This is a genomic window from Cryobacterium sp. PH31-L1 (assembly GCF_030063145.1).
GTDB lineage: Bacteria > Actinomycetota > Actinomycetes > Actinomycetales > Microbacteriaceae > Cryobacterium.
The window spans coordinates 621,904-635,540 of the sequence record NZ_JASISM010000001.1; the positions used below are offsets into that span (position 1 = coordinate 621,904).

Here is a 13,637-nt window from a genome sequence, read left to right on the forward strand (position 1 = left end):
GGCCGGGCATGCTGGCCAACTCGCCCGCGCCACCCCGAAGTGCACGGGCTCGACACCCAGCGAACGGGCGTACCTAGCGTCCATCATTCGCGCCAGATGAAGGACATGCGCCCAAAACACACTGAAACGCCCCATGCCCACCTTGCCCCTCGAACGCAGCGGAAGCCCCGCAAACCACGCACCCGCCGGCATGAGATCTTCGTTGCCACCGGCGCCGCGCTCGTTATCGCCGGCCTCGTCGCCAGCAGCGGATTCGTCGCCCAGTCCGCCGATGCCCGGCAGGACAGTATCGCCGCCACGACCGTGCTCGCCGAAAGCACCGGCCGGCAGAGCGACCAGCTCGACTTCTACGCGGCGCACGGTGAGTCGATCTCGCGCGACAACGCATCCGTTGCGCTCAGCGCCGCCAATGTCGTCATCGCTGCCAGCCAGAGCAAAGTGGATGCCACCACGCTCACCTCGGTAGCCAGCTCGCTCGCCAGCTACGCGGTTATGCCCATCGAGTTGGTGGAGTCGCTCACGGCTGAGGCGAAGGCGGAGACCGCCTCGGTCGCTGCCGCCACCGCGGAAGTCGACCGCGTCGCCGCCGAGGCTGCTGCGGCTGCTGCGGCGGCCGCTGCTGCCGCCCAGGCGGCTGCCGAAGCCGCGCGCTTGGAGTCATTGGCCGGCGGCAACACCGTGGACGGTGCCCGCGCCACCGCACAGTCGATGGCCGCTTCGCAGTACGGCTGGGGCGCGGATCAGTTCAGCTGCCTCGACCGGCTCTGGCAGAAGGAATCCCGCTGGAACTACGCGGCGGTGAATTCGAGCAGTGGGGCGACCGGAATTCCTCAGGCGCTGCCCGGAAGCAAGATGGCGTCGGCCGGCAACGACTGGGCCACGAATGCCACCACGCAGATCGCCTGGGGCCTTGGCTACATCAAGGCCTCGTCCTACGGCACGCCGTGCGCCGCCTGGTCGCACTCGCAGGCTGTCGGCTGGTACTAGCTCAACACTTTTAGGCAGTTTATGCCCCGGTCACGAGCGAATCGGCGATACGCGGGCCGTTTCTTCGCGGCTGGCCGCAGGTTCTGCGGCGGCCAGCCCGGGTGCGGGGCCCGGCGGTACGATGGGCGAGCAAGGGATCTCCATGATTGAGTTCGACCAGGCACACCGACGTGCCCGGCGCAGGAGTCCTGCACACGTATTTCGTTGTGTCGATTCGTACCGCACGACGATGAATTTGATGGAGGCGTTTTTTCGATGTCGTCTGGTTTCACCCGAACGGGTCTGTCCCCGTCAGATCCCACGCTCGAAACGTTCATAGTTGATTACTATGAGCATCTAACAGACGAAGATGCCGCGAATTACGCCCCGGAGCTTCTTGCATCCCGGGCCCGCACGCACTGGCAGGTCGCCCAGCGCCGAGTACCCAAGACGGCAACGATCGAGATTCACAGTGAATCCGGTCGGAGTGTGGTCTATATCGTCACCGACGACATGCCCTTTCTCGTGGACTCGGTCACGGCCGAGCTGGTGCGCCAGCACTCAGCCATCCATTTGGTCGTGCACCCCCTGCTGATCGTGGCCCGCAGCAAGGCGACGAACGATCTTGTCGACATCAACCGAATCCCGGCCAGCGCCGGTGTCTCCAGCGGCGATACCTCGGCCATGCCGAACATCGCGCACCTCATCGCGACCGGTGATGATGCCTCACACCTCGAGTCCTGGATCGCCATCGAGATCGACAGCGCGAGCGACGAGGAACAGGCCAACCTCATCGCCGGGCTGGCCGCCGTTCTCAGCGACGTTCGTGCCGCCGTCGAAGACTGGCCGCTCATGCGCACCAAGGCCATGCAGATCGCCAACACCCTCGACACCGTCGCCGGTGGCGACCAGATCAAAGACCTCCACCAGACCCAGCAGTTGCTGCACTGGCTCGACGAGGGCAATTTCACGTTTCTCGGCTACCGCGAGTACAACCTCGAGACGCTGGACGGCGAAGACGTGCTCACCCTGATCGAGGGCAGCGGCCTCGGCCTGCTGCGCTCAGCAGAGGACCGCCACCAGATTCAGCACCTGACGGATGCCGGCCGACAGAAAGCGCGCGAGCGCACCGCACTGGTGATCACCAAGGCCAACTCCCGCTCCACCGTGCACCGTCCCGCCTACTTCGACTACATCGGAATCAAGAGTTTCGATGCCGCCGGCCAGGTCAACGGTGAGCAGCGTTTCATCGGCCTGTTCGCCGCGAGCGCTTACACCAGCTCGGTCACGGCCGTTCCGGTACTGCGCGAAAAGGTCAAAGCCGTCATGAACGAGGTCGGTTTTCCGCTCGAGTCGCACAGTGGTAAAGACCTGCTCGGCATCATGGAAACCTATCCCCGTGACGAGCTGTTCCAGATCGAGGTGCCCGACCTGGTCACCGCGTCGCTCGCCATCCAGCGGCTGCAGGAACGTCGTCGTACCCGCCTGTTCCTGCGACCAGACATCTACGGTCGGTTCATGTCGGCACTGGTCTACCTGCCGCGTGACCGTTACAACACCGCCGTGCGGCTGCGCATCGAGAAGGAGCTGCAAGAGACCTTCAGCTCTGAGTCGCTTGACTTCGAAGCGCGCATGACCGAATCGGCGCTCGCGCGACTGTTCTATCGCATCCGCTTACCCAAGGCTGTCTCGGCGGATTCCGTCGATATCGCCGCGCTGGAACACCGCCTGGCCATGGCCGTGCGCTCGTGGCCGGAGGGTATCAGCGACGAACTTCGCGAAACACACTCGGTCGAAGAAGCCGAGCGGCTGGCCAATATCTGGGCCGGCGCCTTTCCCGACAGCTACCGGGTCGACTACGAAATCGATGATGCCCTCGAAGACATCTCCCGATTTGAGGCCTGCGCCGCGGAGGTCGGGGCATCCGCTGAGGGGCACACCCGCCCGGGGCTGCACGTGTACCTACCCAAAACTGCCGGTGACCCCGGCGAAGATGCGCGCATCAAGCTCTACATGACCGAACCGAAAAGCTTGAGCCAGATTCTGCCGTTTCTGCAGAATCTCGGTATCGAGGTGCTCGATGAGGTGCCGTTCGAAATTAAGACCACCGACGGGCGTCGCTTCTACCTGTATGACCTCGGCCTGCACTATCCGGCCGGCGTCGACCCGGTTGCGACCGGCACGTTACTGGCCGATTCGTTCGGCGCGGCCATCAGCGGAGCCATCGAATCCGACAGCCTCGACCGTCTGGTTCTGCAAGACGGCATGCCCTGGCACCGTGTAGTCATTTTGCGCAGCTACGCCAAGTACCTGCGTCAGATTGGCAACACCAACTCCTACGGTTTCGTCGCCAACGTTATGCTGGCCAACCCGGCCGTCACGAGCGCGCTCGTGGCCCTGTTCGAGGCCCGATTCGATCCAGACCTCGCCGACGACGAGCGGATGCTGCGCGTAGCCGACGTGCGCGAACAGCTGCGCGTCGCGATGGAGAAAGTGGCCACCCTCGACGCCGACCGCGTGCTGCGCACCCTCATCACGCTGATCGAAGCGTCGCTGCGCACCAACTTTTTTCAGTACAAGCCCTACCTCAGCATCAAACTCGACCCCTCCCAGATCGAGCAGATGCCCTCGCCCAAGCCCATGTTCGAGATCTGGGTGTACTCGCCGCGCGTCGAGGGCGTTCACCTGCGCTTTGGCAAGGTGGCCCGCGGAGGCCTGCGCTGGTCAGATCGTCGTGAAGACTTCCGCACCGAGGTGCTCGGCCTGGTCAAGGCGCAAACTGTCAAGAACGCCGTCATCGTGCCCACCGGTGCCAAGGGTGGGTTCTTCGCCAAGAAGCTCCCCGACCCGAGCCTTGACCGTGCGGCGTGGATGGCCGAGGGTATCGACAGCTACAAGACCTTCATTCGCGGTCTGCTCGACCTGACCGACAACCTGGTCGCCGAAACGGATGGTGAGCATGTTGTGGCGCCGCACCGCGTGGTGCGTCATGACGACGACGACAGCTACCTGGTCGTGGCCGCCGACAAGGGCACGGCATCCTTCTCCGACATCGCCAACGGCCTCGCCGCCGAGTACGGTTTCTGGCTCGGCGATGCTTTCGCCTCCGGTGGCTCGGTCGGCTATGACCACAAGGAGATGGGCATCACCGCCAAGGGCGCCTGGGAGTCGGTCAAACGCCACTTCAGCGAACTCGGCGTCGACACCCAGACCGAAGACTTCACCGTCGTCGGCGTTGGCGACATGTCGGGCGACGTGTTCGGCAACGGCATGCTGCTCTCGAAACACACCAAACTCGTCGCGGCATTCGACCACCGCCACATCTTTCTCGATCCCGACCCCGACCCGGCGCGTTCCTTTGAGGAACGTGCCCGGTTATTCGAACTACCGCGCTCGTCGTGGGCTGACTATTCCACCGACCTGATCAGCACCGGCGGCGGGGTCTTTCCCCGTCAGGCCAAGGTCGTTCCGATCTCGGCCGAGGTACAGGTCGTACTCGGTCTTCCGGAGGGCACCACCCAGCTGAGCCCGCCCGAACTGTTGCGGGCCATTCTGCTGGCCCCGACCGACCTGCTCTACAACGGCGGCATCGGCACCTACGTCAAGGCCAGCGGCGAAACGGCCGCGCAGGTCGGCGACAAAGCCAACGATGGAATTCGCGTCGACGGCCGCGACCTGCGAGTCAAAGTCGTCGGGGAGGGCGGCAACCTCGGCTTCACCCAGCTCGGTCGCATCGAAGCCGCGCTCGCCGGCGTCATCCTCAACACCGACGCGATCGACAACTCGGCCGGGGTGGACTGCTCCGACCACGAGGTCAACATCAAGATCTTCGTGGACCGCATGGTCGCCGCCGGCAAGCTCGACCCGGCCGAACGCGCCGCGTTCCTCGCCGAGATGACCGACGAGGTGGGACGTCTGGTTCTGGTGGACAACGTCGACCAGAACATTTTGCTGCTCAACGACCGGGTGCTCGTGAACAACTGGAGCCCGAGCTACGAGCGCCTCATGAACTGGCTCGAAGAATCGGGCGACCTCCAGCGCGAGCTGGAAGCCCTGCCGACCACGGCAACACTGCGGGAACGCCTCGACCGCGGCCAGGGCCTGACCAGCCCTGAGCTGAGCGTGCTCGCCGCCTACGCCAAGATCGAACTGGCCACAGCGCTGCGCGACAGCGACCTGGCCGACGACCCCTGGTTCGGCAGTACCCTGCGCCGCTACTTCCCGACGCACCTGTCGGAGCGGTTCGATGCCGAGCTGGACACGCATCCGCTTCGCCGGGAAATCATCGCGACGGTCGTCGCGAACGACATGATCAACCTCGGCGGCATCACCTTCGCCTTCCGCACGATGGAAGAGACCTCGGCCAACCAGGCGACGATCGCGCGTGCCTTCGTGGCACTGCGCGAGATCTTCGACATCGACACAATGGTGGGCGAGCTCAACGCGCTGCCGTCGTCGTTCCCGACCGAGAAGTGGACGGCGATCCACTTGGACATTCGCCGGCTACTCGACCGGGCGGTGCGCTGGCAGGTCAACCACGGCGGCAACATGCCCGTCGGCGCGGTGATCGCCAAGTACAAGCCGCAGATCGCACTGATGCGGGAGCACCTCGGCGAATACCTGCAAGGCACCGACCGGGGTCGCCTCGAAACGCAGGAGGAAAAGGCCAGGGAATGGGGCCTGCCCGACGACCTCGGTCGCCGCTGGTCGGAACTGTTCGAAGCGTACGCGCTGCTCGACGTGGCCAAGGTCGCTGCCCGGGCGAACGTGCAGGTCACCGAGGTCGCTGAGATCTATTACACGGTTTACAACCGTTTCGGTGTCGACAACCTGCTTGAGCGCATCACCAAGCTGCCACGTAAGGACCGCTGGCAGGCACTCGCCCGCGCCGCACTCCGCGACGACTTGTACTCAACCGTCGCCGACATGACCCGGTCAGTTCTCGACGAAACGGATGCCGCTGCTGCCGACGACCGCCTCCTGGCCTGGGAAGCGCTCAACGCCGAACAGCTCGGCCGCGCGCGCAGCGTCTTCGAAGAGGTCAACTCGCTCGCGCAGGACGACATGGCGTCGCTGTCAGTGGCCGTGCGCCTGCTGCGCTCCATCGTGCGTCGCTGAGTTGGTGAGCCGGGCGCCCCACACGGGGGCGCCCTGCTCTGAAGGCGAGGGAATAGCTCAGCCGGCGCCGACGCTGCACTGAGTATGAAGCGCATCGGATTTCTCTCCTTCGGCCACTACCAACCGGTACCGGGATCGCAGGCGCGCACGGCGACCGACGCCCTGCTGCAGACGATCGACCTGGCCCAGGCCGCCGAGGAACTTGGAATCGACGGCGCCTACGTTCGAGTGCACCACTTCGCTCCGCAGTTCGCGTCGCCGTTTCCCCTGCTCGCCGCGATGGCCGCGCGAACCAGCCGCATCGAACTCGGCACCGGCGTCATCGACATGCGCTACGAGAACCCGCTGTACATGGCGGAGGAAGCCGCGATCACCGACCTCATCAGCAACGGTCGTTTGCAACTCGGCATCAGCCGCGGATCGCCCGAGACCGCGTTGCGCGGCTACGAGGCGTTCGGCTATGTGCTGGCGGAGGGCAGCAGCGACGCCGATGACGCTCGTGCACGCACCGCCATCTTTCGGGCCGCAATCAGCGGCGAGGGAATGGCCCCGGCCAACCCGCAGATGACCGGGCGCACCGGTCTGTTGGCCATAGCGCCCCAGTCGCCCGGGCTCAGCGAGCGCATCTGGTGGGGCGCCGGAACCCGCAAGACCGCCAAGTGGGTGGGGGAGCAGGGCATGAACCTGATGAGTTCGACCCTGCTGACCGAAGACACCGGGGTGCCGTTCGGCGATCTTCAGGCCGAACAGATCGCCATTTACCGGCAAGCCTGGGCCGATGCCGGGCACGAAGGCACGCCGCGCGTGTCGGTGAGCCGCAGCATCCTGCCGATCGTCAGCGATCTTGACCGGGCCTACTTCGGTCGCGAAGCGGCGGCCGGCAGTCACGACCAGGTCGGCCACCTCGACGGCGGCCTGGCCCGTTTCGGTAAGAGCTACGTCGGGGAGCCATCCGCGATTGTCGATCAGCTCCAAACGGATGCTGCGGTGCACGACGCTGACACCGTGCTCGTCACCATCCCGAACCAGCTCGGCGTGGACTACAACTCCCACCTGCTCGAGACCATCGTGCAGCACATCGCACCCGAGCTCGGCTGGCGCTGACGCAGCTGGGCGCACCGAGGCCTCCTGACTGCGCTCAGGCGTCCCAGCTGATGGAGAGCGGTCGACTGCGGGGTTGTCACCGGCTGCAACTTTCCTGAACCGCTCCGGGTGGTCAAGGAGCCCACTGAAGCCCAGATCGACTCCCGGCTCAAAGTTCAGGGCAGGTAGGCGATCGCGATCGCGACGGCCATCCAGATCGGCATGGCCAGGACCATGAGCCCGAGGCCGATCCACTGCAGCCGGATGTAAGCCCGGTCGGCGTCGCCGCGCTTGCGGGTGCGCACGATGTCGACCACGGATACGACCATGCCCACGAACATCAGCGGTGACACGGTCAACAGGGCGATGATGCTCAGTGCGTCGGTGCGCACGGCCATGGCGACGGCTACGCCGAGCGCGCTGTAGACCACGAAAAGCACCGCGCTGATCCACAGCGAAATGGGAACGCGCCGTGTCGTCGATATAAGCGTTGCGTGCATGGTGCGACCCCCGTTGGTATCTACGATTTTTGACAGTAGCACGAACGGCCCTGTCCCTATCGGGGGTATTCGGCGACGGTTAGCCGATACGGCCGAGTTGCGTGAGCTTGGTGCGCACCTCGGCGTCGCTCGGCTCGACCAGGTGGGTGTCGTCGGGAAACACGATGACGGGAATATTGGTGCGTCCGCTGATGGCACGGGCGCGGTCGGCACCGTCTTCGACGAGCAGCAGGTCCACGTAGTCGTAGTCCACCTCGAGGCGGTCGAGCAGAGACTTGGAACGGCGGCAGTCGCCGCACCACTCCGCCCCATACATCGTGATGCGCGGTGCAGGGGCAGTGGTTTCAGTCATGCACCGAGCTTAGGCGGCGCGCCTGTGTGCCGCGGGTGGGCATCCGTTTATGCGTGCAGGTGGTCGACCTGCCAGCCGGTGGACTGCTCCAGCAAATCCAGAATATTTTGAGCGGATGCCCGTGCCTCGGCCTGGCTGCGCGCGTCCACCACGTCAATGGTCAGCGGCAGGCTCTCACCGAACTTGGGAATCTCCACGTCGATCCGGCCGCCGTCGGGTAGTGCGATGAAGGCGTTCGCTCCGGTCTCCTCCTCAACTCTGGTGCTGAGGGCGGTCGCGATGGCCCAGAGGGCATCGGGCTTGGTGCGCTGAACCTGGGCAACGATCGTGGCCGTGAAGGTCATGGGTCTCCGAACTTGAGGGGAAGAGGACTCGTACAGTAAAGCAGGACCCGTACCCTGAAACCATGCCTTCTTATCGCGTGACCATGAGTATCGAATCCCTGCACCCGGGAACCGCGCCCGCTTCGGTCGTGCCCCGAGCCGCGGCGGCGGCGGCGGAATTCACCACGGTGGAGGCTTCTGATCTCACTATCGTCGCGGGAGCAGCCCGGGTCATCGTGCGTTTCACAGCGGATGACGCGGCGTCGGCCCTCAAGATCGGCGCGCACGTGGTGGCCGACCTGCGCGTCGTTGCTGAGCTGCGGGCATCCCTGGTCACCGAGCGGATCAAGGGCACCTGGGTGCCGGTGCGTTAGCGACGAACGGCGCGGGTGACCAGAAGTCACCCGCGCCGTTCTGCGTGCTGCTGTTACTCGACGGGCGCGGTGACCGTGTTGCTCTGCAGGGTGACGGCCGTCTGGGCCAGGAGACGACCGTTGATGGTCGCACCGGTCTTCATGGCGATCATCGTGTGGCTGAGAATGGTGCCTTCGAAGTGCGCGGTGGTGCCGATGGCGACGGATCCGGCAACCTGCCAGAACACGTTCTTCGCCTGCACGTCGCCGGCCAGAATCACGTTCTGGGCTGAGGCCTGTTCCAGGTCCTTGGAGATCTGAAAGATGAAGACATCATCGGAAGTGCCGGTGAGGGTGACATCGGTGGAGATATTCACGTCGGTGCCCCACTTGTAGAGGCCCTGGGTGAGGGTAAGGCCTCCGATTTCGCCGGCGCCCAGGTTGATGTAGTCGGGAGTCGTGCGCCCGGCAGCATCGGTGTACGCGATCTCAAGGTCGCTGACGGCAGTGGTGAGGTAGGTGTCGTCGGTTACCTTGCAGGAGGGGCCTTCGGCGTCGACGCTGTAAATCGTTCCATTGGACACCTCGGGGCAGGTGAGGTGAATTGCCGCGCCGGTGATGGGGCTCACGCCCACATTGCCGCTGACCGACGAGGCGTAGACATCCGTGATGCCCGACTTCGACAGTACGGCGAATGTGCCGGCCTCGCCGAGGTCGACCGCTGCGCGCGGGGTGGTCTCGGCGGCGACGGCTCCGCCGACTCCGATGCTGCCGGCTCCAAGAATGCCGACGACCACAAGGGCGCCGAGAAGTCGCTTGCGCGACGGTGAAAGCTGTGTGAACGTACTCATGGTGTTCTCCCTCTCCAAAGACCCGCACGATACGGGTCGGGGCAGGGCCACGCGCGGGCGTGGTCGCCGATGCTGCACATCGGGTTCTCCCGTTGACCGGGATCGCGAGCGTGTGACGCCCCCAAGCCCCCACCGGTCGTGCCCTCCGGGCGCAATCCGCACGTTTGTTCGTGCGACCCCACGACAATGGTTCCAACGAGTAGAATCTGTCTAACCCCAGACTAGGGGTACTCCGGGCTGTTGCGGTACAAGTTATACGACGGGGTCCATCGAACTCAGGTGGCAGGCGTCGTTCCACATCTGCAGGACCCGGTTCTCGCGTTCCCAACCGAGTGTGGACACGGTTGCGGTGCCGAGGCTGAGGCTCTTGCCGGCGACCGCTGGCAGGCCCATCCAACGTGCCGTCATGATGCGCAAAAAATGTCCGTGGGCGAAGACGGCCACCCGGCCCTCGGCGGCGAGGCACATTTCGATGGCGAGATCGGCGCGAGCGCCCACCTCGTCCACGGATTCGCCCCCCGGAATCGGGTTGCCCCACACGGTCCAGCCCGGAATTTCCGAGCGGATGTCCACGGTGCGGCGACCCTCATACACCCCGTAATCCCACTCCAGCACGTCGTCGCTTGCTACTCCCTGCCCGCCGTAGCCAGCCCGTTCCATGGTCTCCCAGGCGCGCACCAGCGGGCTCGAGTAGACCCGATCGAAGTGTTCGCCGTCGAGCATCTCGCCGAGGGCATCCGCTTGTTGGCGACCGAAATCGGTCAGCGGAACGTCGGTACGCCCGGTGTGCTGACCCGAGATGCTCCACTCGGTCTGTCCGTGGCGAATGAGAACGATGTCGTTCTGGGTCATGCGGCTCCCTCACTGTGCCACAGGAACGCGGCGGCCTGACAAGTCTACGTTCGTGCGTCGGGGCAGCCCCGACCGGGGGAGTAGACGACCCGCCTGCTACGTTTATACGGTCAGTGCAGACGCCCTGAGCCACAATGTTGTAGCAACCCAGGGGGACCTTCGTGTCAACTGCCACTGAAAAACGCGCCACCGGCCCGGCCGCCGCGTTCATGCGCCCGATCAACTCGCTCGTCGAACGGTTCATCCCGAGCGCCCTCGTGTTCGTCATCGCGCTGACCGTGATCGTGGCCGTTCTCGCCCTGATCCTCACCGATTCCGGCCCCATCGACGTCGTGCGCAGCTGGGGTGACGGCCTGGCCGGACTGCTCGCCTTCATGACGCAGATGGCGCTCGTGCTGCTGCTCGGGCACATTCTGGCCAACACGACACCGGTGCACCGGTTGCTGGTGCGGCTCGGTGGTGTGCCCCGAACGGCGCTGCAGGCCTACATCTTCGTGTTCACCGTCGCCGCGGTTGCCTGCCTGATCACCTGGGGCCTCGGCCTCGTGGTCGGCGGTTTGCTCGCCAAGGAGGTGGCCTTTCAGCTGCGGGCCAAGGGCGTACCGGTGCACTTTCCCCTGCTGGTCGCCGCCGGATACTCGGGCTTTGTGATCTGGCACATGGGCTATTCCGGTTCGGGCCCGCTGACCGCGGCCACCGAGGGCTCCTTTCTGGCCCAGCAGCTCGGCCGCACGATCTCGCTGGCCGACACCACATTCTCCGCGTGGAATATTACGGCGGCCATCGCGACGATCGTGGTTGTGGGCCTTGCCCTGGCGCTGGTCGCCCCGCGCCGGGGTGTCCCGGTCTTCGTGCTCGAAGTTGATGCACGCGAGAAGCAGGTCGCCCAGGAATCCGTCGTGACGCCCGCTGACCGGCTGGATGCCAGTCGCATCCTGACCCTGATCGTGGGTCTCGCGCTGGTGGCGTACCTCGTCATTCACTTCGTCGAAGGGGGAACACTCACCCTCGACATCGTGAACTGGTCGTTTCTTGCGCTCATTTTTCTGCTCGTGCGCAACCCTTTCGAACTCATCAGGCTCAGCAAAGACGCGGCGTCGAACGTCGGCGATATTCTGTTGCAGTTTCCGCTCTATGCCGGCATCCTCGGCATGATGGTCGGTTCCGGTCTGATCGGCGTCTTCTCCGACTTCTTCGTCAACGTGTCGACCCCGGCAACCTTCGGGGTCATGGCGCTGCTTTCGGCCGGACTGGTCAACTTCTTCGTACCCTCCGGCGGGGGCCAATTCGCGGTGCAGGGCCCGATCATGCTTGACGCGGCGGAACGCCTCGGCGTCGACCCCTCGGTGGCCATCATGGCCGTCTCTTACGGTGACCAGTGGACCAACATGATCCAGCCGTTCTGGGCGCTGCCGCTGCTGGCGATCGCCGGGCTGAAGATGCGCGACATCCTCGGCTACACGACGATCACCTTTCTCGCGGCCGGCCTGGTCTTCATCGCGACCATGTTCATTGTCGGCGCCGGGTAGCCCTTGTCGGCTAGACCCTGCTGGGGGGGTCAGCAGGCTGGATGCCACCTGCGCATGTGCCAACTGACCCCGGATGTTCAATTTCGACCCCGGTGAGAGTCGTAGGCTTGAGGCATAGCCGACAAGTCCGAGACGGGTGCCATGAGGGTCATTAGTTACAACCTCCGCAAGAATCGTGCCAGCGGCGAACTCGTAGCCCTGGCCGAGAGTTACAGTCCAAACATCCTGTGCCTGCAGGAATGCAACACCGTCGATCTGCCAGCCGAGGTCGGGCATCTGCACCTCGCCGACTCGACCCACCGCAACCGGCTTGGCCTGGCCATCTACTACAACCGGGATCGATTCACGGCGATCAAGACGCAGACCTTTGCGCTCAAGAAGTCGCTGCACGATCGCGTAGCCGCGCCCGCGCACGAGCGACTGATCGCCACCCGCCTCATCGATAACGTGGCGCAGCGCGAGCTCGTCGTCGCCTCCTTTCACGCGGCTCCGCTGACCGCGCTCAACTCCCTGCGCCGCAACCAGATCCGCACCGCGCACGAAGAACTGAGCATTCTTGGCCCCGGTCTGCCGACCCTCATGGTCGGCGACTACAACTACCCGATCTTCCAGGGAAAACTCGGCACCAAGGTGAACCAGTCCGGGTACGACCTGACGCTCAGCGACACGCGCACCTACACGCGGTACAAGTTCTTTCGCGGGCACTTCGACCTGGCCACCTCGATGGGGCTGACGATCGCCAACGTCGAGACCCTCCCGCAGGGAACCTCGGACCACATGCCGATTCTGGTGACGGCCAGCTATCCCGACGACCAGATAACGCAAGCGGATGCCGCGCATCACCTCCGCAATCCGGCCCGCGACGAGTCGGTGTCGGTCGAGGGCGTCGATTTCACGATCTGAGGTCAGGCGAGCAGCTCGAGCACTCCGCGCACGATGGTCGCGAACGACCCGAGATAGGCCACGATGACGAGCAGGCGTCGGGCCACGTGTGGCTCGATCACCGTCGTCAGCCGATCGCCGACGAGAAGCCCGACAACGCAGGCGCACCCGATCAGCACCCAGACGATCACGGGAAGGTGCGGCAGGTCGGCCGATCCCAGGGTGAATTTTGAGGCCAGGGACGCCAGCCCGATCGTGAGAAAGTACGGCTGCATTGTTGCGGCGAACGACCGCTGCGGCCACCCCGTGGCGATCGCGTAAATACTTACCGCGGGGCCGCCGACGCCGGCAGTGGTATTCATGAACCCGCTGGCCATGCCGGCCAGCACGCGAAAACTGAATCGGTCGCGCAGAACAACGCGACCCAGATTGACCGAGATGGTCAGGCCAACGGCCACGAGCACACCGATCGAAATTTCGAGCCAAGCCACCGGCACGAACTGCAGCACGTAGGAGCCCGGCACAATGGCGATGACAGCGCAGATCGCCAGAATGCCGCAGCGGCGCCAGTCCACCTGGCGAAAGACTCGCAGCAAAATGATGCCTGCGGTGAGCGCCCCGCACACGTTGACCAGGATGACGCCATCGACCGGCCCCAGCAACAGCACCAGAAACGGGGCGGCGACGAGGGCGAACCCCATGCCGGTGATGCGCTGCATGCTCGAGCCGATCAGAACGGCCGCAATCACCAGAACGGTCGTCCACACGGTACGGTCTCCCAGCTCGGTTGTTTGTTATCCACGATACCGGCCTGCGCCCCACCGAATG

At 64.7% G+C, this 13,637-nt stretch carries 12 protein-coding genes; 6 read left to right on the top strand and 6 right to left on the bottom strand.

The genetic code is table 11. The annotated features are described in order from the left end of the window. Positions 1 to 105: 105 nt before the first annotated feature. From QMF22_RS03045 to QMF22_RS03055, 3 genes are all read left to right on the top strand, one after another. The gene (locus QMF22_RS03045) at positions 106 to 987 is read left to right on the top strand and encodes an aggregation-promoting factor C-terminal-like domain-containing protein (protein WP_283450237.1); all 882 of its coding nucleotides are present in this window, start codon (positions 106 to 108) and stop codon (positions 985 to 987) included. 255 nt (positions 988 to 1,242) lie between these two features. After that, entirely contained in the window at positions 1,243 to 6,084 is a 4,842-nt protein-coding gene (locus QMF22_RS03050; protein ID WP_283450239.1) for an NAD-glutamate dehydrogenase, read from the top strand. 84 nt (positions 6,085 to 6,168) lie between these two features. After that, positions 6,169 to 7,188, top strand: a complete 1,020-nt coding sequence (locus QMF22_RS03055) for an LLM class flavin-dependent oxidoreductase (protein ID WP_283450241.1) — start codon at positions 6,169 to 6,171, stop codon at positions 7,186 to 7,188. A 155-nt stretch (positions 7,189 to 7,343) separates the two neighbouring features. Here the strand turns inward: QMF22_RS03055 and QMF22_RS03060 are convergent, their stop codons facing one another. From QMF22_RS03060 to QMF22_RS03070, 3 genes are all read right to left on the bottom strand, one after another. After that, positions 7,344 to 7,667 (bottom strand): hypothetical protein, encoded by a 324-nt coding sequence (locus tag QMF22_RS03060; protein ID WP_283450243.1) that lies wholly within the window; start codon positions 7,665 to 7,667, stop codon positions 7,344 to 7,346. Between the two features lie 79 nt (positions 7,668 to 7,746). Next, positions 7,747 to 8,019 (bottom strand): glutaredoxin family protein, encoded by a 273-nt coding sequence (locus QMF22_RS03065; protein ID WP_283450246.1) that lies wholly within the window; start codon positions 8,017 to 8,019, stop codon positions 7,747 to 7,749. 47 nt (positions 8,020 to 8,066) lie between these two features. Then, complete coding sequence (locus QMF22_RS03070) at positions 8,067 to 8,363, bottom strand: hypothetical protein (protein WP_283450248.1); 297 nt, start codon at positions 8,361 to 8,363, stop codon at positions 8,067 to 8,069. A 62-nt stretch (positions 8,364 to 8,425) separates the two neighbouring features. Between QMF22_RS03070 and QMF22_RS03075 the strand changes: the two genes are divergently transcribed. Continuing rightward, positions 8,426 to 8,716 (top strand): hypothetical protein, encoded by a 291-nt coding sequence (locus QMF22_RS03075; protein ID WP_283450250.1) that lies wholly within the window; start codon positions 8,426 to 8,428, stop codon positions 8,714 to 8,716. A 53-nt stretch (positions 8,717 to 8,769) separates the two neighbouring features. On the opposite strand, the gene QMF22_RS03080 is transcribed toward QMF22_RS03075, so the two are convergent. After that, entirely contained in the window at positions 8,770 to 9,546 is a 777-nt protein-coding gene (locus tag QMF22_RS03080) for an ice-binding family protein (RefSeq protein WP_283450252.1), read from the bottom strand. A gap of 252 nt (positions 9,547 to 9,798) precedes the next feature. Further along, positions 9,799 to 10,398: a histidine phosphatase family protein gene (locus tag QMF22_RS03085; protein ID WP_283450254.1), complete on the bottom strand. Its 600-nt coding sequence runs from the start codon at positions 10,396 to 10,398 to the stop codon at positions 9,799 to 9,801. Between the two features lie 209 nt (positions 10,399 to 10,607). On the opposite strand from QMF22_RS03085, the gene QMF22_RS03090 reads away from it, so the two are divergent. Together QMF22_RS03090 and QMF22_RS03095 are read left to right on the top strand one after the other, a co-directional pair. Beyond that, positions 10,608 to 11,927, top strand: a complete 1,320-nt coding sequence (locus tag QMF22_RS03090; protein ID WP_283450738.1) for a short-chain fatty acid transporter — start codon at positions 10,608 to 10,610, stop codon at positions 11,925 to 11,927. Positions 11,928 to 12,068: 141 nt separating this feature from the next. Next, positions 12,069 to 12,830, top strand: a complete 762-nt coding sequence (locus QMF22_RS03095; RefSeq protein WP_283450256.1) for an endonuclease/exonuclease/phosphatase family protein — start codon at positions 12,069 to 12,071, stop codon at positions 12,828 to 12,830. A gap of 2 nt (positions 12,831 to 12,832) precedes the next feature. Here QMF22_RS03095 and QMF22_RS03100 read toward each other — a convergent pair whose 3' ends face one another. Further along, on the bottom strand, positions 12,833 to 13,576 hold the full coding sequence (locus QMF22_RS03100) for a sulfite exporter TauE/SafE family protein (RefSeq protein WP_283450258.1): 744 nt from the start codon (positions 13,574 to 13,576) through the stop codon (positions 12,833 to 12,835). Between the last annotated feature and the right edge of the window lie 61 nt (positions 13,577 to 13,637).